Origin of the sequence: Paraburkholderia bengalensis (assembly GCF_037126505.1) — a bacterium.
Taxonomy (GTDB): Bacteria; Pseudomonadota; Gammaproteobacteria; order Burkholderiales; family Burkholderiaceae; genus Paraburkholderia; species Paraburkholderia bengalensis.
The window spans coordinates 1-21,212 of record NZ_JACFYJ010000079.1 but is presented as its reverse complement, the minus strand read 5'-3'; the positions used below and the strand labels follow the sequence as shown (position 1 = coordinate 21,212).

The 21,212-nt window shown below is 64.9% G+C and carries 16 protein-coding genes and 1 pseudogene; 7 read left to right on the top strand and 10 right to left on the bottom strand.

All coding sequences use genetic code 11. The features are described from left to right. Nucleotides 1–12: 12 nt before the first annotated feature. Together H3V53_RS32390 and H3V53_RS32385 are read left to right on the top strand one after the other, a co-directional pair. Nucleotides 13–174: a hypothetical protein gene (locus tag H3V53_RS32390; protein ID WP_336601321.1), complete on the top strand. Its 162-nt coding sequence runs from the start codon at nt 13–15 to the stop codon at nt 172–174. 142 nt (nt 175–316) lie between these two features. Then, nucleotides 317–613: a hypothetical protein gene (locus tag H3V53_RS32385; protein WP_054919803.1), complete on the top strand. Its 297-nt coding sequence runs from the start codon at nt 317–319 to the stop codon at nt 611–613. A gap of 28 nt (nt 614–641) precedes the next feature. On the opposite strand, the gene H3V53_RS32380 is transcribed toward H3V53_RS32385, so the two are convergent. The 3 genes from H3V53_RS32380 to msbA form a co-directional block, all read right to left on the bottom strand. Further along, nucleotides 642–1,916: an O-antigen ligase family protein gene (locus H3V53_RS32380; protein ID WP_336601320.1), complete on the bottom strand. Its 1,275-nt coding sequence runs from the start codon at nt 1,914–1,916 to the stop codon at nt 642–644. 282 nt (nt 1,917–2,198) lie between these two features. Next, nucleotides 2,199–3,173 (bottom strand): glycosyltransferase family 4 protein, encoded by a 975-nt coding sequence (locus H3V53_RS32375; RefSeq protein ID WP_336601319.1) that lies wholly within the window; start codon nt 3,171–3,173, stop codon nt 2,199–2,201. 105 nt (nt 3,174–3,278) lie between these two features. Next, a complete protein-coding gene (gene msbA, locus H3V53_RS32370) occupies nt 3,279–5,072 on the bottom strand; it encodes a lipid A export permease/ATP-binding protein MsbA (RefSeq protein WP_336601318.1) in 1,794 nt (597 codons plus the stop codon). Nucleotides 5,073–5,399: 327 nt separating this feature from the next. Between msbA and H3V53_RS32365 the strand changes: the two genes are divergently transcribed. Then, on the top strand, nt 5,400–6,167 hold the full coding sequence (locus tag H3V53_RS32365; RefSeq protein ID WP_336601317.1) for a glycosyltransferase family 2 protein: 768 nt from the start codon (nt 5,400–5,402) through the stop codon (nt 6,165–6,167). Nucleotides 6,168–6,300: 133 nt separating this feature from the next. Here H3V53_RS32365 and dnaE read toward each other — a convergent pair whose 3' ends face one another. After that, nucleotides 6,301–9,873 (bottom strand): DNA polymerase III subunit alpha, encoded by a 3,573-nt coding sequence (dnaE, locus tag H3V53_RS32360; protein ID WP_336601316.1) that lies wholly within the window; start codon nt 9,871–9,873, stop codon nt 6,301–6,303. 283 nt (nt 9,874–10,156) lie between these two features. Between dnaE and H3V53_RS32355 the strand changes: the two genes are divergently transcribed. Further along, nucleotides 10,157–11,032, top strand: coding sequence for a sulfurtransferase (locus H3V53_RS32355; RefSeq protein WP_336601315.1), 876 nt, complete (start codon nt 10,157–10,159; stop codon nt 11,030–11,032). Nucleotides 11,033–11,080: 48 nt separating this feature from the next. Continuing rightward, entirely contained in the window at nt 11,081–11,959 is an 879-nt protein-coding gene (gluQRS, locus tag H3V53_RS32350; protein WP_336601335.1) for a tRNA glutamyl-Q(34) synthetase GluQRS, read from the top strand. Nucleotides 11,960–12,105: 146 nt separating this feature from the next. Here gluQRS and H3V53_RS32345 read toward each other — a convergent pair whose 3' ends face one another. From H3V53_RS32345 to purT, 6 genes are all read right to left on the bottom strand, one after another. Further along, nucleotides 12,106–13,563 carry a DEAD/DEAH box helicase gene (locus H3V53_RS32345; protein WP_336601314.1) on the bottom strand — a complete coding sequence of 486 codons (1,458 nt, stop codon included), beginning with the start codon at nt 13,561–13,563 and terminating at the stop codon, nt 12,106–12,108. Nucleotides 13,564–14,023: 460 nt separating this feature from the next. Further along, nucleotides 14,024–15,460, bottom strand: coding sequence for an aldehyde dehydrogenase family protein (locus tag H3V53_RS32340; protein WP_336601313.1), 1,437 nt, complete (start codon nt 15,458–15,460; stop codon nt 14,024–14,026). A 124-nt stretch (nt 15,461–15,584) separates the two neighbouring features. Then, complete coding sequence (locus tag H3V53_RS32335; RefSeq protein ID WP_336601312.1) at nt 15,585–17,237, bottom strand: acetolactate synthase large subunit; 1,653 nt, start codon at nt 17,235–17,237, stop codon at nt 15,585–15,587. 270 nt (nt 17,238–17,507) lie between these two features. Then, entirely contained in the window at nt 17,508–17,873 is a 366-nt protein-coding gene (locus H3V53_RS32330) for an MliC family protein (protein ID WP_336601334.1), read from the bottom strand. A 97-nt stretch (nt 17,874–17,970) separates the two neighbouring features. After that, nucleotides 17,971–18,207: a DUF6726 family protein gene (locus H3V53_RS32325; RefSeq protein WP_419539600.1), complete on the bottom strand. Its 237-nt coding sequence runs from the start codon at nt 18,205–18,207 to the stop codon at nt 17,971–17,973. A gap of 109 nt (nt 18,208–18,316) precedes the next feature. Continuing rightward, nucleotides 18,317–19,531 (bottom strand): formate-dependent phosphoribosylglycinamide formyltransferase, encoded by a 1,215-nt coding sequence (gene purT, locus H3V53_RS32320; protein WP_336601311.1) that lies wholly within the window; start codon nt 19,529–19,531, stop codon nt 18,317–18,319. A gap of 285 nt (nt 19,532–19,816) precedes the next feature. Here purT and H3V53_RS32315 point away from each other — a divergent pair, with 285 nt between their 5' ends. Both H3V53_RS32315 and H3V53_RS32310 read left to right on the top strand, forming a co-directional pair. Further along, nucleotides 19,817–20,422 (top strand): META domain-containing protein, encoded by a 606-nt coding sequence (locus H3V53_RS32315; protein WP_336601310.1) that lies wholly within the window; start codon nt 19,817–19,819, stop codon nt 20,420–20,422. Between the two features lie 207 nt (nt 20,423–20,629). After that, nucleotides 20,630–21,114, top strand: a pseudogene (locus H3V53_RS32310) (DNA translocase FtsK); the annotation flags it as partial. Between the last annotated feature and the right edge of the window lie 98 nt (nt 21,115–21,212).

Sequence of the window (21,212 nt, the reverse complement as noted above, 5' to 3'; positions counted from 1 at the left end):
ACGGAGGCTGCCATGGCTGAATCAATGGTGGGCATCATCGTCGGCATCGTCGTGCTGGCGGTCATCGCGACGCTGCTGTCGCATCAGTTGAGGCGCGAGCATCACATTCGCGACCGCGCGCTGGGACGCTTTGACGGACATCGCTGGTGGGAGCGCCTGCGGCATCGGCATTGAGCCGGCAGTCATCGTCGCCCGTCGTTCAACGCACGCCGATTTTTTCACTCATCGAAGCGCGCCGCCCGCTGCGGCGCCGACATGCGGCAAGCGTCAGCCGCCGTCACCCGGCCGCCGACTCGCCGCCCGCACGGAGGCAATCATGCCCGACGACGCCGCAACCCTGAGCTGGCAGCAAGTCGACTATGAAGGCTTCGAGATTCACGTCGCGCCGTCACTGAAGGAAGGCAGCGAGCGCTACACGTATGTCGGCTACGTGTGCCATCCGGGCGCGAATCCGAAGCTGCCCGGCCACACGGTGCCGTTTCACGCCGATGGCGAAGAGTCGTTCAAGACGTTCGACGATGCGCTCTACGAGTCCGTGCATATCGGCAAGAGCATCGTCGACGGCACCCATCCCGATCTGTCCGTGCTGTCGCTCGTGACGAGCGGAGTCTGAACGCGGGCGCGATGTGTTTGGCGCAGACCTATTGGTTTGCGCGCCCTTCGAGAACTGTCGGGGTGCCTTTGCGACAGCTCAGGAAAATTCCGACGAGAAAGATGAACAGATTCCCTTCGGTAAAGTTGAGCAATAGTGAGTTCGCAAAACAGCCGACTGTAAAGGCAAACAGATAAGCAAGGATGATCGTCCGCGCCGGCCCGCGCAGTTCGAGCGCGGACCGGCCGATCTGCACGAGCAGGAACACGAACAGCGCAATGCCGAGCGCGCCCAGCTGAATACCCATCAGCAGGAACTCGTTATGCGGGTTGCCCGCCGTCGCGGCCGCGGCGCCCGTGTGATTGCGCGCGTACGCATCGAATTCCTCCTGCACCGTGCCCACGCCGTGACCGATCACGGGGCGCTCGGCCATCAGTTCGAGGCTGCGCCGGTAGAACACGATCCGCACACCCATCGACGTATTCTTGTTGGACGTCTCGTACGCGCTGATTTCCTCATGCGTTTCGGCGAGCCGCGAGCCGTGCGAATGCAGCGCGGCGTACACGAGGCCGCACGCGATAGCCAGCAGCGCGAGCCCGCTGCTCCAGCGCACCCACGGCTTCACGCTGCGCAGCGACACGAAGTACGTGATGACATAGATCGCGATAAAGAGAATCGCAATGACCTGTCCCGTGCGCCCCTGCATCATCAGCAGCTCGTTGACGATCGCGAGAAACGCGACGGCGTACAGCGCAACCTTGGCGGCCAGCGCGCGCGCGTGGTGCGCGAAGTTCAGCGCCAGATAGAACAGCAGCGCCGTCATGATGCCCGCCGCGATGTGGTCCTTGAAGACCCACGCTTTACGGATCGGGTCGACATTCGAATGCCAGGGCCCGATCGACGTCCAGCCGAGCCAGTTCGAACACGACAGCAGCAGCGCAAAGGTCAGCGCGCCGAACAACGCCCACTTCGCGGCTGTCGTCCAGACCGTCGTGCGGCAATCGCGGAACGTCAGCATCAGCAGCGGCAAATAGATCAGCTTGCGATACTTCATCAGGAAGTCGAACGCATGCATGCGATCGGCCGTCGTCCACGCGAGGCTCAACGTCAGCGCAGCCGCGAGCAGCAGCGCAGCGACGCTCACGCGGTCCGTGAAGATCGCCCGCCAGTTGCGCCACACTTCCGGCGACAGCAGCGCGCAAACCGCGAACAGCGTCGCGGCGATATTGACGCCCGCCGTGGACAACGGAATGGCAAACAGCGCGACGAGCGCGAAAGTTCGCGCCACGATCAACGGATACGAATCTTTTGTACGGTGTTGCATGTGTGCTTCAACTCTCATTGACGAAACGCGCTCGCGTAGCCGTGGACCCCTCTGGGCTCGCTGCGTCGCGGCCCGGCCTTTGTCGGCCGGTGCCTTATGGTGATCGTGTGATTACCGCCTGCTTGAATCCTGCCTCGTGCACCCGTCTTCTGCCTCTTTGCGACGGTCCGCACCCACATCCGCCGCCATCATCTCATGGCTGCCGCACGACCGAACAGGTTGCACGTGGCTCGCGAATGCAAGCATCGGTGCACCGCGGGACGAACGTCGCAAGGCGGCCTCTCAGCGCGCGCGGCGGCCCAGATAGAAGGCGGTGCGCGCCGCGAGCGCCTGCGGCGAATAGAGCTGCTCGACGGTCCTGCGCGCCGCCCCGCCGATGCTCGCGCGCAGTTCCGGCTGCGCGACGAGTTGATCGAGAATCGCCAGCGCTTCGTCCGACGTATCGAACAGATAGCCGTTCTCGCCGTGACGGATCACGTCCGCGTAGCCCCCATGCCTGTGACATACGACGGGCAGGCCGCACGCCATCGCTTCGAGCACCACGCGGCCGAACGTCTCGACGTGCTCGCCCGTGCGGTAATAGAAGATGTCGAGCTCGTGCAGAAAGTCGGGCGCACTCATGGCGCCCTCGGGCAGCAGGCGGATTGCGTCGCCCGTCGGCAGCGCGCCCGTCAGCGTCGTCGCACCTTGCAGCAGCAGCTTGCAGCCGCGTGCAACGAGCGTCTTGTAGACGGCGATATCGTCGGGATGATGCTTGTCGGCCGTATCGCGGCTCAGACGTCCGATCACCGGCCGCGCATGCGCTTCGCGCGCGCGCGGCGCGAAGCGTTCGATATCGATCGGCGACGGCTGGATCTCGCCCTTCACACCCAGCAACTGCGCCTGAAACGACGAAATCAGCACGAACTCTGTCGCCGGCCAGCGCAACAGCGGCGGTGGCGACGACGTCAACGCAAGCAGCTTCGGATGAAACGTGTTGAACACGTACACGAGCCGCTCGGGACGCCCCGCCAGATACGGCCAGACACGGTTGCGCCAATGCGCGCCGACGAACACCCAGGTGCCGCCGCGCGGCAGACTCGCCTTGAGCGGCGCAAGACGCCGGATAGGATACGCCGCCGACAGTTCGCTCGATGTTCGCGACGACGTGCTCCAGAGCTGCACTTCGCTCTTGCCGCGCAGCAGTTCGTACAGACGCAGCGCCTCCTGCTCGCTGCCGCCATTCGGATTGTGAAAGCCGTTGAAGATGTGAATCATGCCGTCTGTCTGAATGGTCGCCGCCTGCACGGGACGCAGCGCGGCGGCGGACGAACCCGCGCGCGTCGCGGGATTTCTCGGTGTCGTATGTCTAGCCCGGGATGCTCACGCCGCGTGCTGCTGGAACTGGATCCGATGCAGGTTCGCGTACAGCCCGTTTTGCGCCAGCAGCTCGCGATGGCTGCCGCGCTCGACGATACGCCCGGCGTCGAGCACGAGAATGCGGTCCGCGCGTTCGATGGTCGACAGGCGGTGCGCGATCACGAGCGTCGTGCGGCCCTTCATCAGCGTTTCGAGCGCCGCCTGCACGTGACGCTCGGACTCGGAATCGAGCGCCGAGGTGGCTTCGTCGAGGATCAGGATAGGCGCGTCCTTGTAGACCGCGCGCGCAATGGCCAGACGCTGGCGCTGGCCGCCCGACAGCATCATGCCGTTGTCGCCGATCAAGGTGTCGATGCCGTTCGGCATCGCGGCCACGGTGTCCCATAGGTTCGCCGCGCGCAACGCGGCCTTGACGCGCTCGGCGTCCGCCGTCTGGCCGTACGCGACGTTGTTCGCAATCGTGTCGTTGAAGAGCACCACGTCCTGGCTCACCATCGCGATCTGGCTGCGCAAGTCGTGAATGCCGTATTCGGGCAGCGCGACGCCGTCGACGAGCACTTCGCCGCTGCTCGGATCGAAGAAGCGCGGCAGCAGATTCACGAGCGTGGTCTTGCCGCTGCCCGACGGCCCCGCGAGCGCGACCATCTCGCCCGGCGCGACCTTGAACGACACGCGGTCGAGCGTTTGGCGCTGCATCGGACCGCTCGCACCGTACATGAACGACACGTCGCGGAACTCGACCTCGCCCAGCGAGCGCTCGAGCTTGCGGCCGCCGCCTTCGGGCTCCGACGGCTCGTCGATCAGCCCGAAAATCAGTTCCGCCGCCGTCATGCCCCGCTGCAGCGGCTGGTTTACGTCCATCAGATGCTTGAGGGGCGAAATGATGAGCAGCATCGACGTGACGAACGCGACGAAGCCGCCTACCGTCGTCTGGTCGTGCGACGACTGCACGACGGCGATCGTGATCACGACGGCCAGCGCGATCGACGCCAGAAACTGCGTGAGCGGCTGCGCGAGACCGCCCGACACCGTCATCCGCATCGAGTAGCCGCGCAGGCGCTTGCTCATCTGCGTGAAGCGGTCGGTCTCGTACTGCTCGCCGTTGTGCACCTTGACGACCTTGTAGCCGCCCACCGTCTCTTCGACGACGTACGACAGCTCGTTGGTCAGTGTCTGATGCTCGCGGTTCAGGCGGCGCAGCCGGCGGTTGATCTTGCCGACGAGCCAGCCGATGCCGGGCAGCAGCACCGCGACGATCAGCGTCAGACGCCAGTTCAGATAGAACAGGTAGCCGAGCAGGAACAGCACGGTCAGCGAATCGCGCACGAGCGTGACCATCACGCCCGTCAGCACGTTCAGGATCTGGTTGACCTCGAAGACGATCGCGTTGATCACCGTGCTCGCCGTCTCGCGCTGGAAGAACGCGACGCTGCTGTGGATCATCCGGTTGAACATGCTGAGCCGCAGGTCCAGCAGGATCCGATTCGATACATACGACAGCAGATAGCCCGACGCGTATTGCGCGACGCCGCGCACGAGCGCAAGGCCGATCACGGCGAGCGGCACATACCATTTGGCGCTGTCGCTGCTGTGCGTGCCGAAACCGTGGTCGAGCAGCGGCTTGAGCAGCGCGGGAATGCCCGCCTCGGTGGCGGCGACGACGCCCATCGTGGCGATGGCGGCGAGAACGATCCAGATGAGCGGCTTCACATACGGCCACAGACGGCGCAGGACGACAGCCGTCGACGATACTTCACCGGAGCCGATGGGCTTGCTTAACGTTGGCTTGGCGCTCAAGAGATCCTCTGGTAATTCGGACGTGCGCAGGCCGCCCGCTGCGTCCATGAACCGCCCCTCGGGCGGATTGCAAATGCGACATTGTAAACCGTCCGCGTTGTCATCCCCGGTTGGCTAAATGGCTGGAAATCCAAGCGTTTGTGGCATCTCCGGCAATGGGGCTGCGCGGTGCCGCCGCGTCGAGCCCGCTGCCGGACGCAACGCGCCCGCCATGCTTCCGATCGATCGTTTCCGCGCTGTGTATACTTGCGCAACTTTCGTTGGGCGACGGTGCTCCGCCAGCAAGCCGCGAGGACCGCGCGCCGCCCTTCCCGGCCCTCGATTCGCATGACACAACCCACTCTCGGCGTCGCCCTCATCACGAAAAATGCCGCGCGCAGATTCGACGAATGCCTGCGCGCCGTCGCGTTCGCCGACGAAATCGTCGTCGTCGACAGCGGCAGCACCGACGGCACCGTCGAGATCGCCCGCGCACACGGCGCACGCGTGATCGACTATGGCGACTGGCCGGGCTTCGGCCCGCAAAAGAACCGCGCGGTCGATGCGCTCGGCACGACCTGGGTGCTGTCGATCGATGCCGACGAAATCGTCACGCCGGAACTGGCGGTCTCGATTGCAGGCGCGCTCGCCGCGCCGGCCGCGGATGTCTACGCAGTCGATCGCCTGTCGGCGTTCTGCGGACACTGGGTGCACCACAGCGGCTGGTATCCCGACTGGATTCCGCGTCTGTTCAAACGCGGCACAGCGCGCTTTTCCGACGATCTCGTGCACGAGCGGCTGGTGTTCGAAACGCCTGCGAAGCGGCTGGAAGGCAAGCTGATGCATCACTCATACGAGGACTACGAGACGGTGCTGCGCAAGCTCGACGCGTATTCGACGCTCGGCGCGCGGCAGCGCCACGCGGCCGGCCAGCGAGGCAGTTTCGGCAAGGCCGTGGGTCGCGGCGCATGGGCGTTCGTGCGCACGTATCTGTTGCGGCGCGGCTTTCTCGATGGACGGGCGGGCTTCATGATCGCGCTGTTCAACGCGGAAACCGTGTACTACCGGTTCTTGAAGCTCGCCCAACTGGAACGTCAGGATGCTTCGCAGCGTTGAATGCGTCGCGGTAGACCGCGCTTTCACGCGAATGCCGCATGAATCAGATCGGCGCCTGCTGGAACTCTAACCTGCTGAAACCCTAAACAAACGTCCGGCTCGCGCATGGCGCATGCGGCGGACGTCGCGCGCTTCAATAAACGATTTCGATCGCGCTGCCCGAAAACTCGCTGCGCAACGCCGCGAGCAGTTCGTCCGTCGGCTTCACGCGCCAGGCGTCGCCGAGCCGCACCTCGCCTTCCGCGTTGTCACTGCGATAAACGATCTGCACGGCCAAACCGGCCGGCATCGGCGCGGAGGGACGCTGCGAGCGGCCCGAATCGCCGTTGCCGTTGAAGCCGAAGCCGCCTCGACCGCCGCTACGCGCAGCCGGCGCAGGCGCTGCACTTTCGGCATCCTCCGGCTTTGCCCGGTAGGCTTCGAGCACTGAGCGCAGCGCCAGTGCGTTCGCGTTGCCGTTCATCTGAACCTTCACGGCCTGCGCGTAGCGCGTGCGCGCGCGGCCCAGATCCATCGGCGTATCGACAGTGAAGCGGATACCGCCCGTGAACGCGTCGTTTCGCGCCTGGCCTTGCACGACGAGCAACTCGTCTTCCTTGAAGAGCTGCTTGTGCGCTTCGAACTGCTCGTTGAACACGGTCACTTCGCATTGGCCCGTGCCGTCGTCGAGCAGCGCGATCAGCATCTTGCCGCGCTGGGTCATCTGCGTGCGCAGCGAGACGATCACGCCCGCCACCAGCTTGTCGCGCCCTTCCTTGAGCTCGCCGATCTTCTGCCGCACGAACCGGCGAACTTCGTCCTTGTAAGCGTCGAACAGATGGCCCGACAGGTAGAAGCCGAGCGCCGTCTTTTCTTCTTGCAGACGCCGCTTGTCCGGCCACATCGGTTCGTCGACGAGTTCGTGGCCTTGCGACGGCGCATCGCCCATGTCGAAGAGGCCCGCCTGCATTGCGTTGGCGCTCGCCTGATCGGCGGCTTCCATGGCAAGCGACACCGATGCGATCAGCTGCGCTCGGTTTGCGTGCAGTGAATCGAACGCGCCCGCCCGAATCAGCGCTTCAATCGTGCGGCGATTGACGACGCGGCGATCAATGCGGTTGCAGAAATCGAACAGATCGACGAACGGACCGTCTTCACGTGCGCGCAAGATTTCTTCGATCGCGTTCTGGCCGCTGCCCTTGATCGCGCCGAGACCGTAGCGGATCGTGCGCGAGCGCTTGCCGTCGGCTTCCGCGACGGGCTCGAAGCGGTACGCGGACAGATTGATGTCGGGCGGCAGCACGGCCATCTTGTTCGCGAGGCAGTCTTCGAACAGGATCTTGACCTTGTCCGTGTCGTCCATCGCGAGCGACATGTTGGCCGCCATGAATTCGGCGGGATGATGGGCCTTCAGCCACGCAGTGTGGTACGCGAGCAGCGCATAGGCGGCCGCGTGCGACTTGTTGAAGCCGTAACCCGCGAACTTCTCCATCAAGTCGAAGGTTTCGTCGGCCTTCTCGCGCGAGAGGCCGTTCTTCGCCGCGCCTTCCGCGAAAATCTCGCGGTGCTTGGCCATCTCTTCGGGCTTCTTCTTGCCCATCGCGCGGCGCAGCAGGTCGGCGCCGCCCAGCGAGTAGCCGCCGATGATCTGCGCCATCTGCATCACCTGCTCCTGATAGACCATGATGCCGTAGGTCTCTTTCAGAACAGGCTCGACGCGCGGGTCCGGATACTCGACCGTTTCGCGGCCGTGCTTACGCGCGCAAAAGCTCGGAATCAGGTCCATCGGGCCCGGACGATACAACGCCACGAGCGCGATGATGTCCTCGAAGCGGTCGGGCTGCGCGTCCTTCAACATGCCCTGCATGCCGCGGCTTTCCAGCTGGAACACAGCGACAGTATTCGCTTTCTTGAGGATCGAGAACGACGCGGCGTCGTCGAGCGGCACCTGCGCGAGCGACCAGTTTTCTTTCGACGGATCGAGACGGCGGATATAGCGCTCGGCCCAGTCGAGAATGGTCAGCGTGGTCAGGCCCAGAAAGTCGAACTTCACGAGGCCGACAGCTTCGACGTCGTCCTTGTCGTACTGGCTCACCACGCCGCTTTCGTCGCCCTGCGTATAAAGCGGACAGAAATCCGTCAGCTTGCCTGGGGCGATCAGCACGCCGCCCGCGTGCATGCCGACGTTACGCGTCAAGCCTTCGACGCGCTGCGCGAGTTCGAGCAGCTGATGCACTTCGTCTTCGTTGTCGAAGCGCTCCTGCAACAGCGGCTCTTCCTTCATCGCGTCGGCGATGGTCACGTGCTTGCCAGGCTTGAATGGAATCAGCTTCGCGACGCCATCGGTGAACATGTAACCGAGATCGAGCACCCGGCCGATGTCGCGCACGGCCGCCTTTGCGGCCATCGTGCCGAACGTGGCGATCTGCGAGACGGCGTCCGCACCGTACTTTTCCTTCACGTACTGGATCACGCGATCGCGGCCGTGCTGGCAGAAGTCGATGTCGAAGTCGGGCATCGACACACGCTCGGGATTCAGGAAGCGTTCGAACAGCAGGTTGTAGCGCAGCGGATCGAGGTCGGTAATACCGAGCGCGTACGCGACCAGCGAGCCCGCGCCCGAGCCCCGGCCCGGTCCCACGGGCACGCCGTTGTTCTTGGCCCAGTTGATGAAGTCCGCAACGATCAGGAAGTAGCCGGGAAAGCCCATCTTGATGATCGTGCCGCACTCGAAGTCAAGCCGCGCGTAATACGTTTCGCGCTGCGCGTCGCGCTCGGCCTGATCCGGGAACAGTTGCTCGAGCCGCTTCTCCAGTCCTTCTTTCGACAGCTGCACCAGGTAGTCGTCGAGCGACATGCCGTCGGGCGTCGGGAACAGCGGCAGCTTCGGTTTGCCGAGTTCGAGCGTCAGATTGCAGCGCTTTGCGATTTCGACGGTGTTCTGCAGCGCGGACGGAATGTCGGCGAAGAGCGCCGCCATTTCGTCTTGCGTGCGGAAATACTGGTCCGTCGAAAAGCGCTTCTGGCGACGCGGATTGGCGAGAATATCGCCCTCGGAAATACACACGCGCGCTTCGTGCGCGGTGAAGTCGTCGGGCGTCATGAACTGCAGCGGATGCGTGGCGACCACGGGCAGCTTCAGCGCCGCCGCGAGTGCGACGGCCTGCTGCACGTAGGCCTCTGCCCCCGGCTGCCCGCTGCGCTGCAGTTCGATGTAGAAACCGCCCGGAAAAATCTTCGCCCAGTTCAGCGCGTTGCGTTTTGCCCCCTCTTCGTTACCCGCCGCGAGCGCGATGCCCACGTCGCCCTGTTGCGCCCCCGACAGCGCCAGCAGCCCTTCGGCGAGTCCGCCTTCGAGCCACGCCGTTTCCACTTCCGCGCGGCCGCGATACTGGTTTGTGAGCCACGCCTTCGACAGCAGTTCGCACAGGTTCAGATAGCCGATCTTGTTCTTGACCAGCAGAAGCAGCCGTGAGGGCTTGTCGCGGTCGTCGGGATTCGTGATCCAGACGTCGCAACCGGCAATGGGTTTGACCCCTTTGCCACGGGCTTCCTTGTAGAAACGGACGAGACCGAATGCGTTGCCGAGATCGGTGAGCGCGAGCGCGCCCTGACCGTCTTTGGCAGCGGCATCGACGACGTCGTCGATACGCACGATGCCATCGGCAATCGAGAATTCGGAGTGAACGCGGAGATGGACGAAGCGGGGATCTGACATGGGCGACATTGTAACCCCGCCCTTCTGAAATTTTTCGTCAAAACCGTCCGCAACCATGGTGCTGGCCATTCGGCCAGGGCCGTTTGCCCGCGAGCCGTTTTGTCACAGCGATCGGCGCGCGTGGGGGTCGGCCGTTCGGTCAATTCGACGCAGGTCAATATGCCGTCTGGCGGATTGCGGGCCGAGTCTCAGGATGAGGGATAATACGTGTTCAAATCCATTTTTTGCCGTACGCGTGCTGCGTCCGCCCTCCATGCGCGCGCCGGGCACGGCGCTTTATCGCTTGACCCGCATGAACATTCTGAATCTCTCGTCCTATCAGTTCGCCACACTCGACAAGATCGTCGAATGGCGGCCGCTCGTCACCGCGCGCTGCAACGAACTCGGCTTGCGCGGCACCATCCTGCTCGCGCCAGAAGGCATCAATTTGTTTGTCGCCGGTGAAATCCCGCAGGTGCGGGAATTTATCGACTACGTCCGTCATGATCCCCTGTTCGAAGGGAAATTCGCCGAACTGCAATTCAAGGAGAGCCTGTCGGAGAAGCAGCCGTTTCGCCGCATGCTCGTCAAGCTCAAGCGCGAAATCATCACGATGAAAAAGCCGGCCATCAAGCCGGAACTGGGCCGCGCGCCGTCCGTCAGCGCCCGCACGCTCAAGGCGTGGCTCGACCGCGGCCACGACGACGCGGGCCGCCCAGTCGTGATGCTCGACACGCGTAATGCGTTCGAAGTCGATGTCGGCACGTTCGACAACGCGCTCGACTACCGCATCACCAGGTTCAGCGAGTTCCCGGACGTAATCGAGCAAAACCGCGCAGACCTGGAGGGCAAGACGGTCGTGTCGTTCTGCACAGGCGGCATTCGCTGCGAGAAAGCGGCCATCCACATGAAGGACGTCGGCATCGAGAACGTCTATCAGCTCGAAGGCGGCATCTTGAAGTATTTCGAGGAAGTGGGCGGCGCGCACTACAACGGCGAGTGCTTCGTGTTCGACTATCGCACCTCGCTCGACCCGAATCTGCGTCCGACGGCTACCGTGCAGTGCTTCGGCTGCCGCGCCGTGGTGACGCCGGAGGGCCAGCAGTCGCCGTTCTATGTGCCGGGCAAGACGTGCGCTGCCTGCCATCCCGACGCGCGTGCGCACGCTGATGCGGCGCGCGCCGCGTAACCGTCGAAGTCGCTTGGTGACGGGCTCGACGCGGGCATCCGGCCCATGATCTCGTACCGCGGTCGTTTCGCGCCTTCGCCAACCGGCCCGCTGCATTTCGGCTCATTGGTCAGCGCGCTCGCAAGCTGGCTCGATGCCCGAGCGCATCGCGGTACCTGGCTCGTGCGCATCGAAGACATCGACGGGCCGCGCACGGTTCCCGGCGCGGCGCAAGACATCCTCGACACGCTCGAGCGTTTCGGCATGGTCGCCGACGAGCCGCCCGTCTGGCAAAGCCAGCGCATGGCGCTCTATCAGCAGGCGTTCGAGCGCCTGCGGGCAAGCGGCCTCATCTATCCGTGCGGCTGCACGCGCAAGGAAATCGCGGATTCGCTCGTGCGGGCGCACGCCCGGCACACGACCCTCGCGTATCCCGGCACCTGCCGCGGCGGCCTGAACGGCAAGCCGGCGCGCGCGTGGCGCTTGCGCGTGCCCGACGGCGAGGACGCCATCGTCACATTCGACGATGGGTGGCAGGGCACGCAAACGCAAAATCTCGCCACCGAGGTCGGCGATTTCGTCCTGCGGCGCGCGGACGATCAATGGGCGTATCAGCTCGCCGTCGTCGTCGACGATGCGGACCAGGGCATCACGCACATCGTGCGCGGCGCTGACCTGCTCGACTCGACGGCGCGGCAAATCTATCTGCAACGGTGTCTTGAGGTGCCGTCGCCGTCATATCTGCACGTGCCCGTCGTCACGAACGCCGACGGCGACAAGCTCAGCAAGCAGACAGGCGCGCTGGCGCTGAACACCACGCAACCGCTCGTCGCGCTGAACGACGCGGCAACCCATCTTGGCTTGAGAATGAGTGACGCGGCCGCGACATCGCTCGATGCCTTCTATGCGGAAGCGATAACGGCCTGGTCGGCGCGCGTAAAACGCTGACGCGCGTGGAGCGGCGCCAATCTCACAGACGGTCAGAGACGGTCAGAGACGGCAGCAAAAAAGCGGGCAACAGCCAATGAACCAACGCACGGCGCCTGGCGCTGTCAGCCCTCCGCGCCGAATGCCGACGGCATGCGCTCATGCCGTCAGTTGGACGGCGTGGTCTTGCGCGGCATGCCGAAGCCGCCCAGCAATGCCGCCAGCGGCTGTTTCGAAGCGGGCTTCTGCGGCGCGGCAGGCGTTTCGTCGCGCTTGGCGGCGGCCGTCACCGCCGAAGGCGACGGCTCATACGGCTTGAAGAAGAAATCGTCGACGGGCTGCTGGCGATGATGCGTGCCGTGCGACGGACGCTCGTGCGCGCCCGTTGTGCGGCGGCGGCTGGCGCGATCATCGCGCTCGCGCCGCGAGCCGCGCTCGTCGTGATGATGGCGCACGGGCGTATCGACGGTCAGACGCTGCACGTCCAGCGGGCGCTTGATCAGCTTCTCGATATCGGCGAGCTGCTTGCGTTCGTTCGGGCTGAACAGCGACAGCGCATCGCCCGATGCACCCGCGCGGCCCGTCCGGCCGATCCGGTGCACGTAGTCTTCCGCGTTGAACGGCAGATCGAAGTTGATGACGGCGGGCAACTCGGCGATATCGAGACCGCGCGCTGCCACGTCGGTGGCGACCAGCGCTTCGATCTCGCCGCGCTTGAACGCGTCGAGCGCCTGCATCCGTTCGCTCTGCGAGCGGTCGCCGTGAATCGCCGTCGCGACCACGCCGTCGCGCTCGAGCTGGCGCGCCAGACGGCTCGCGCCGATCTTGCTGTTGCAGAACACGATCACCTGCTTGAGGCTGCGCTCGCGGATCAGCTGCACGACGGCGCCCGTTTTATCGCCCTCGGCCACTTCGTAGACGATCTGCGTGACGTTGGTCGCCGTCGAGTTGCTGCGCGCGACCTCGATAGTCTGCGGATTGCGCAGGTACGTGGCCGCGAGTTTCTTGATTTCGGGCGAGAAAGTGGCCGAGAACAGCAGCGTCTGACGCTCGCTCGGCAGCAGATTCAGGATGCGCTGCAGATCGGGCAAGAAGCCCATATCGAGCATGCGGTCTGCCTCGTCGAGCACCAGCATCTGCACCTGGCCAAGATTTGCTGTTTTCTGCTGCACGTGGTCGAGCAGACGGCCCGGCGTGGCAATCAGGATTTCGACGCCGCGCCGCAACTCCGCCGACTGCGGGTTCATATCGACGCCACCGAACACGACGGCACTGCGCAGCGCCGTGTGCTTCGCGTACGACTGCACGTTCGCGGCGACCTGGTCGGCGAGTTCGCGCGTCGGCGTGAGGATCAGCGCGCGGACGGGGTGACGGGCAGGCGACGCGCTCGTGCTCGCGAGCGGCAACAGACGCTGGATGATGGGCAGCGAGAAGCTCGCCGTCTTGCCCGTGCCCGTCTGCGCGGCGCCCATCACGTCACGGCCCCCGAGCACGACGGGGATCGCCTTGGCCTGGATCGGCGTCGGGGTCGTGTAACCCTGCTCCGCGATGGCTTTGAGGATGTCGGCGTGCAGGCCGAACTGGTCGAAGGTCACGTTGGTAGGCGTGGTTGCTGTGTCGGACATGGTGGCTTTCGCTAAAAATGCGCCTGCGCGGGAACCGCTTGCGCGTTGCCAAGGCGGGCGCCTTGGCGTCCGCATCAACTGTTTCTGCAGCTTCTTCTGCAGCGGCCGGGGCCGCGGAGGGCATCAGGATGAAGGCGGAGCCACGACGTCCCGCACAGGGCCCGATGTCATATCGGCAAGCATGCGGCCGGCTCCGGCCGGCGGAAACATCCACCGGAAAGGGCGGTATTGTAGCACTTCAGCACTAACACCCATGGCGCGGGCGCGGCGTTTCTGCTTCCGGCCGTGACGCCGCGGCAAAAAATCGGCTCGACAGGCTTGCGCGCCCGCGTGATCGAGCCCTGTGCCACGGGGCCGGATAAGGGCCGACGCGGGCAGCGTGGACACCGCGCGAGTCAATCCGATGACAGCGCGATGACAGGCGCTGCCAGCACGCCGCAACCGCCGACGCGCCCCCTGCTCACCACGTCTCGCGCATCACCATCAAGCGCAGCTCCGTCATGTCCTCGATGGCGTAGCGGATGCCTTCGCGGCCGAGCCCCGAATCCTTCACGCCACCGTACGGCATGTTGTCGACGCGGAACGACGGCACATCGTTGATGACCACGCCGCCCACTTCGAGTTCATCCCAGGCGAGATGCGCGTGCGCGAGCGAATCGGTGAACACGCCCGCCTGGAGGCCGAAGTCGCTGTCGTTGACGGTGGCGACCGCGGCTTTGAAATCGTCGAACTTTTCGAGGATGGCCACTGGCCCGAACGCTTCCTTGCGATACAGATCGGTGTCACGCCCCACGTTCTCGAGCAGCGTCGCCTCGAACATCGCGCCGTCGACCTTGCCGCCCGCGACGATCTTCGCGCCCGCCTTGACCGCGCCGTCCATCCAGCCCGCGAGGCGCCGCGACTCCGACTCGGAGATCATCGGCCCGACGAACGTCTTTTCGTCCTTCGGATCGCCCATCTTCAGCGACTTCGTCTTCGCGATCAGCTTTTCGCGCAGCGCGTCGTAGAGCGACGCATGCACGAGAATCCGCTGCACGCCGATACAGCTCTGCCCCGACTGATAGAACGCGCCGAACGCCAGCCGGTCCACGACGTAATCGAGCTTGTCGCGCTGATCGCCATCGACGATCGCGGCCGCGTTGCCGCCCAGTTCCAGAATCACTTTCTTCTTGCCCGCTTTCGCCTTCAGATCCCAGCCGACGGCGGGCGATCCCGTGAACGACAGCAGCTTGAAGCGCTCGTCGGTGGTGAAAAGATCGGCGCCGTCGCGATGCGCGGGCAGAATCGAAAACGCGCCCTTCGGCAGATCGGTTTCCGCGAGAATCTCGCCGATGATCAGCGCGCCGATGGGCGTGCGGCTTGCCGGCTTCAGCACGAACGGCACGCCGGCGGCGAGCGCGGGCGCGACCTTGTGCGCGGCCAGATTGAGCGGAAAGTTGAACGGTGAAATGAACGAGCACGGCCCGATGGGCACCCGCTTCACGTACGCGTGATAACCCTTCGCGCGCGGCGAAATTTCCAGATTGACGATCTCGCCGTCGATCCGCACGGATTCTTCCGCCGCGACCTTGAACGTGTCGATCAGGCGCGTGGCCTCGCCGCGCGAATCGTTGATCGGCTTGCCCGCTTCGATGCACAGCGCCATCGCGAGTTCGTCGAAGCGCTCGCGAAAGCGCTTCACGCAGTGTTCGAGCACGGCCTGACGCTTGAACGGCGGGAATGCGCGCATCTCGGGCATCGCGGCAACGGCCGCGCCGATCGCCTTGTCGATGGCCTGCGCGTCGGCCATCGCGACGCGCGTCGCCACTTCGCCGCTGAACTTGTCGGTGACTTCGAGATCGGTGTTCGCGGCCACGGGTTCGTTGGCGAGATAGTACGGATAGCTCTTCTGCAACATGACACGCTCTCCTTTGATCAAGTCGGATTCGCAGATCGGATTCGCAAGCCCCCCTGGCAGCGCAAACTCGCGCGGCAAAACCATCCTCAGCGCCGGCGTCGCGGCGAAGCTCACGGCGGACCGCTCACAACTGCGCCGAAAGCCGTTTGATCTCGCGGTTCAGCACGCGCTCGTTATCGGAATAATCGATAGGCACATCGATCACGTGGACGCCCGGCGTCGCGAAGCACTCGCGCACGAGCGGCGCCAGTTCCGCCGCCGCGCCCACGCGATGCCCGTGCGCGCCGTAGCTCTTCGCGTAGTCGACGAAATCGGGGTTGCGCAGCATCATCCCGTAGTCGGGGAAATTCATGTTCTCCTGCTTCCAGCGGATCATGCCGAACGCGTCGTCGCGCACGATCATCACGACGAGGTCGAGCTTCAGCCGCACGGCCGTTTCCAGCTCCTGCGAGTTCATCATGAAGCCGCCGTCGCCGCACACGGCCATCACGTTGCGCTCGGGATGCACAATCTTGGTCGCGATCGCCGACGGCAGCCCGGCGCCCATCGACGCGAGCGCGTTGTCGAGCAGCAGCGAGTTCGGCTCGTGCGCGCGGTAATAGCGCGCGAACCAGATCTTGTACATGCCGTTGTCGAGACAGATGATCCCGTCGACGGGCATCGTCTCGTAGACGTCGTGGACGACGCGCACCGGATACATCGGAAAGCGGTCGTCGTGCTGGCCCTTCGCCAGATGCGCCTCGAAATGCTCCTTGATCTCCTTGAAGCGCGCGAAGTCCCAATGCTCGCCCTTGCCTTGCAGCGCTTCCTTCAGCTGCCACACGGCGTTCGCGATGTCGCCGACCACTTCGATCTGCGGAAAATACACCGGGTCCACTTCGGCACCGAGGAAGTTCACGTGGATCACGGTTTTCTCGTTCGAATCGGCGCCGCGCATGAAGAACGGCGGCTTTTCGATTACGTCGTGGCCGACGTTGATGATGCAGTCCGCGTGATCGATCGCGCGATGCACGAAGTCGCCGTCCGACAGCGTCGCGTTGCCGAGCCACAGCGGATGCGATTCATCGATCACGCCCTTGCCCATCTGCGTCGTGAAGAACGGAATGCCGATCTGATCGACGAATTCGCGCAACATCTTGCGCGTGGTCTTGCGATTGCCGCCCGCGCCGATCATCAGGAGCGGATGCTTCGCGTCGACAATCGCCTTCACCGCATGCTCGACGGCCTTTTCTTCGGCGACGGGCCGGCGGCTGTAGCTCTTTGGAATCGGCTTGCCGTCGCCTTCTTCGTGCGCGACGTCTTCGGGCAGTTCCAGGTGCGTGGCACCCGGCCGCTCTTCTTCGGCCTGGCGGAACGCCTCGCGCACCGACGCGGGAATATTGCCGATCGATACGATCTGCCGCGTGTACTTGGTGAGCGGCTCCATCATCCGCACCACGTCGACGATCTGGAAGTGGCCCTGCTTGCTCGACTTGATCGGCTTCTGACCCGTGACCATCAGCATCGGCATGCCGCCGAGCTGCGCGTAAGCGGCCGCTGTCACGAAGTTGGTGGCGCCGGGGCCGAGCGTCGCGAGACAGACGCCCGTGCGTCCCGTCAGACGTCCATAGGTGGCGGCCATGAAACCCGCCGCCTGCTCATGGCGCGTGAGCACGAGCTTGATACGGGAGCGGCGCAGCGATTCGAGGAGATCGAGGTTTTCTTCGCCGGGAATGCCGAACACGTACTCGACGCCTTCGGCTTCCAGCGATTTGACGAACAGATCCGATGCTTTCATGGGAAGGTCTCGCTTGACGAACGAACGCGGACCGGGGCCGGCGCGACGCCATGAAGCGCGTCATGCAACGGCACGCGGACAAGGATGATCGAAAACGATGACGGCCGCGCAACTGCATCGAAAAGAGCAAGCGGCCTGTGGCACACAGCTTACTACCGGAGGGGAAAACGTGTCGTCACCCGGGCAGCGGCACGCCTGACGCCAGCGAGAATGCGAAAAGCGTTGCGGAAATACGGAAAGGGGTGCGATTCGCGCGAAGTCCAACCGGCATCAGCGCACGATCGTCACGCAGTCGGACAGCAGCGGCGGCGCATCCTCGCCGAGCATCGCGTCGTACAGCGTGGCCTGTGGGCCCTTGGTCCACCACGTATAGCTGCCCGCCTCATACTTCGCGCCCGAGCCGGACAGCACATTGACAAACAGCATCTGCTTGCCCTTCACGGGCAGCACCGCGAAGCTCTGACCGTTGGTTGCATTCAAATAGGTGACGTGCAGGATGCGGCCCGTCGCGCAGGTGTACTTCTGCGTTACCCGATGCGCGGTCCGGATATCCGGCAGCGGCAGCAATTCCGCCGCGCGTACCGCTCCCGAAGCAGCGGCGAGCGCCGCGACGACCATCCATCCCCACCGCCTCATGCTCATCGATTTCCTCGTTTCTTGACGCCGTGTTGTGATGACTGACTGCCTGACGACTGCGACGGGCTTGCGCGTGCCCGGATCGATCACGGTTAAATCACGGGTCGATCACGTCGGCGCAAGCATCCGTTGGCGCGGCGGCCACGTGGCCCACCACGGGAACGATCTTCAGCCCCGCCGACGCGATCCGGCACGGCGCGGCAGCCAGTCCGCAACCGCCCAACGCAGACGCGAGCGTCAAAGCCGGGACGAGCAGTGCGATACGCCGGGCGGTATTTCGTGCGGCATTTGGTGTGATATGTCCCGCGGTATGTCGCCTGATAAGCCGCAGCATCATCCCGCTCTGCCCCGCACCTGCCTGATCCGTTTTCAACGCGCCCCGCTCCTTCGACCTGCAAACGCCTCATATTGCCAACACGCCACGCCCGCACGCGCGACGGCTTCTACTTGCCCGACACCGGCTTGACGAAGCCCGCCGCCTGCTTTGCGCGCTGCAGCGCCTCGCCGATGTCCTTGCCCGTCGCAAGCGCCACCCCCATGCGACGCCTGACGAAGCTCTCGGGCTTGCCGAACAGGCGCAGATCGGCACCCGGCACGGCGAGCGCCTGCGCGACGCCTTCGAACGCGATGGCCGTCTCGTCGAGCCCGCCGTAGATCACGGCCGACGCGCCCGACGCGCGCAGCGCCGTATCGACTGGCAAGCCGAGAATGGCGCGCGCGTGCAGTTCGAACTCCGACAGGCGCTGCGACGCGAGCGTTACGAGCCCCGTGTCGTGCGGACGCGGACTGACTTCCGAGAACCATACGTCATCGCCACGCACGAAAAGTTCCACGCCGAACAGCCCGCGGCCGCCCAGCGCCGCCGTCACCTTGCCGGCGATTTCACGCGATAGTTCAAGCGCACGCGGGCTCATCGGCTGCGGCTGCCACGATTCGACGTAATCGCCCGCTACCTGAACGTGGCCGATGGGATCGCAGAAATAGGTGGCGGTCTGCTGCGTGGCGGGATCGATTGCGCGCACGGTCAGCTGCGTGATCTCGTATTCGAAATTGATGAAGCCCTCGACAATCACGCGCCCATGATTCACGCGCCCGCCCGCCATCGCGTACTGCCACGCGGGCTCGACATCCGCGTCGCTCCTGAGCACCGACTGCCCCTTGCCCGACGACGACATCACCGGCTTCACCACGCACGGATAACCGACCTTCGCGATGCCCGCCTTCAGTTCGTCGAGAGAGTCGGCGAACGCGTACGGCGAAGTGGGCAGACCGAGTTCCTCAGCGGCGAGACGCCGAATGCCCTCGCGGTTCATCGTGAGCTGCGTGGCGCGCGCCGTCGGAATCACCTCGGCGACGCCGTCGGATTCAATCGCAGCGAGCGCGTCGGTGGCGATGGCCTCGATCTCGGGCACGATCAGATGTGGCTGCTCCGCTTCGACCAGCGCGCGCAGCGCCTTCGCGTCCGTCATGTCGATCACATGCGAGCGGTGCGCGACCTGATGGCCGGGCGCGTTCGGATAGCGATCGACCGCGATCACTTCGACGCCCAGGCGCTGCAGCGCGATGATCACTTCCTTGCCCAGTTCACCCGCGCCGAGCAGCATGACGCGCGTGGCGGAGGTCGAAAGCGGGGTGCCGATGCGTTGGCCGATCTGCATGGATGCTCCAGAGAATTTTGACGAAAGCAGGTGGAATGAATGACTGCGGCGATGTTAACATGCGCGGCCCCTGCAACTGCGCCCGCCGCGTGCCGATAACCCCGATAAGCCCCGGATCGGCTGCGCCGGCAAATCATGCCGCTTGCGAGCCGGCGGACATCGTGAACGGCGCGCATGCCTTATGTCCATCCGGCCTATGCATGTCGGCACCCACGCTTGCGCTCGCATGCGGCAAGCGTAGTGCGATACCCTTACGCCTTCGCCAGTCTAGAGAGGAACGACGATATGCAGCCCACGTCCGACACGCAACGCGACGCACGCCCGAGCGCCACACCCGATGCATCGCCGGATGCGCCCGACGCGGCCGCGCGGACGTCGGTTGGCCGGCGCACGGGCGCAGCGCTGGCAGCCGTGTCGCTGTGCGCGCTCGTCGCTGCCTGCTCGATGCCGAAACATCTCGACGCGGATGCCCCACCCCCCGACCCGTTCAATCGCGCCGCGACGCAACTGCTCGACAACACCGACTGGCAGCTGAGCGGCTGGAAGGTCGCGGGCGGCAGCACGCGCGAGGTGCCCGGCGCCGCCAGCGATGCCGGCGCGGAACCCATCACGCTCGTGCTGTCGGCGCAAACGGGTCAGCGCCGGGCCAGCGGCTTTTCCGGCTGCAACCGCTACTCGGGCACCTACTCGCTGGCGGAGGGCAAGCTGAGCTTCGGCCCGCTCGCGGGCACGCGCATGGCGTGCGCGACGCCGGGCGGCAAGATCGAAGGCGCCTATCTCAGCGCGCTCGCGCATATCGAGCACTCAGGCGTCGACATGCGCAAGCCGCAGCAGCTTCAATTGATTCTCGACAACGGCGACACGCTCGTGTTCGCGCGACGCGGCCAATGACCGCCCAGCGGGCGACCGTCGACAGCCAGCGCACGCTGCATGCGGCGGCGCGACGGCTGCCCTCTGGCTGCGCGTGCCCGGCCACGGTTCGCGCCGCGTTTCTGGCTACGCGGATAGAACTTGCGACACCGGCTTCGGAAGCGCGCCGCGTCGCCCAATTAAACTCGACGGGTTGTGCAAGCGCCTCGTCATTCGTTGATGTCTAGCATGCAAACGGTAGTTTTCGGCTGGTTCGGCGCTTCCGCCGTCTGGTTTCTTCCCCTGTTGTGGCGTCTCGTGAAGTCCGCGCTGCCGGGTGGCGCAGGCCTGCGCGGGCCCGGCACGATCCGGTTGTGGCTCGGCTTCGTCTGCGTGCTGGTCGCGAGCTGCACGCTGGAAGCGTCGCTCGTCAACGTGCAGGGCATGAACGGCTTCGGTCATGCGCTGGCTGCGGGGCTCGCGCATCTGCTCGGACGCGTCGCGACCCCGCTCGCGATGCTCGGGCTGTTCCTGCTGTCGCTGCCCTGGCTGATCGGATTCCGATGGTCGTCGTTCGTCGCGTGGGCCAACGATGCATTCGGCCTCGGCCTGTCGCGCCGCGCCCGCGCCGACGAGCCGCGTGTTCCATCCCGCGCCGCCGATACGGCGCTTCGCACAGCAGCGCGCCCATCAACACGATGGCGCCGAAAACCAACGGGCGTTACGCACGGCCGCCCATGACCATGATCAGCCCCCGATCGGCGTGGGCCAATTCCTTAACCAATTCCGACATCGGGTGGTGTGCAAGGTGCGTGGGCACGCCGCGAGGAAC

Bases quoted from the DNA above. Each gene is read 5' to 3' on its own strand.
- purT (WP_336601311.1), bottom strand. From the start codon at position 19,531: ATGCAGATCGGCCAACGCATCGGCACCCCGCTTTCGACCTCCGCCACG.
- H3V53_RS32385 (WP_054919803.1), top strand. From the start codon at position 317: ATGCCCGACGACGCCGCAACCCTGAGCTGGCAGCAAGTCGACTATGAA.
- H3V53_RS32380 (WP_336601320.1), bottom strand. From the start codon at position 1,916: ATGCAACACCGTACAAAAGATTCGTATCCGTTGATCGTGGCGCGAACT.
- dnaE (WP_336601316.1), bottom strand. From the start codon at position 9,873: ATGTCGCCCATGTCAGATCCCCGCTTCGTCCATCTCCGCGTTCACTCC.
- H3V53_RS32375 (WP_336601319.1), bottom strand. From the start codon at position 3,173: ATGATTCACATCTTCAACGGCTTTCACAATCCGAATGGCGGCAGCGAG.
- H3V53_RS32335 (WP_336601312.1), bottom strand. From the start codon at position 17,237: ATGAAAGCATCGGATCTGTTCGTCAAATCGCTGGAAGCCGAAGGCGTC.
- H3V53_RS32390 (WP_336601321.1), top strand. From the start codon at position 13: ATGGCTGAATCAATGGTGGGCATCATCGTCGGCATCGTCGTGCTGGCG.
- H3V53_RS32325 (WP_419539600.1), bottom strand. From the start codon at position 18,207: ATGCTGCGGCTTATCAGGCGACATACCGCGGGACATATCACACCAAAT.
- H3V53_RS32315 (WP_336601310.1), top strand. From the start codon at position 19,817: ATGCAGCCCACGTCCGACACGCAACGCGACGCACGCCCGAGCGCCACA.
- H3V53_RS32365 (WP_336601317.1), top strand. From the start codon at position 5,400: ATGACACAACCCACTCTCGGCGTCGCCCTCATCACGAAAAATGCCGCG.
- H3V53_RS32330 (WP_336601334.1), bottom strand. From the start codon at position 17,873: ATGAGGCGGTGGGGATGGATGGTCGTCGCGGCGCTCGCCGCTGCTTCG.
- H3V53_RS32340 (WP_336601313.1), bottom strand. From the start codon at position 15,460: ATGTTGCAGAAGAGCTATCCGTACTATCTCGCCAACGAACCCGTGGCC.
- H3V53_RS32355 (WP_336601315.1), top strand. From the start codon at position 10,157: ATGAACATTCTGAATCTCTCGTCCTATCAGTTCGCCACACTCGACAAG.
- H3V53_RS32345 (WP_336601314.1), bottom strand. From the start codon at position 13,563: ATGTCCGACACAGCAACCACGCCTACCAACGTGACCTTCGACCAGTTC.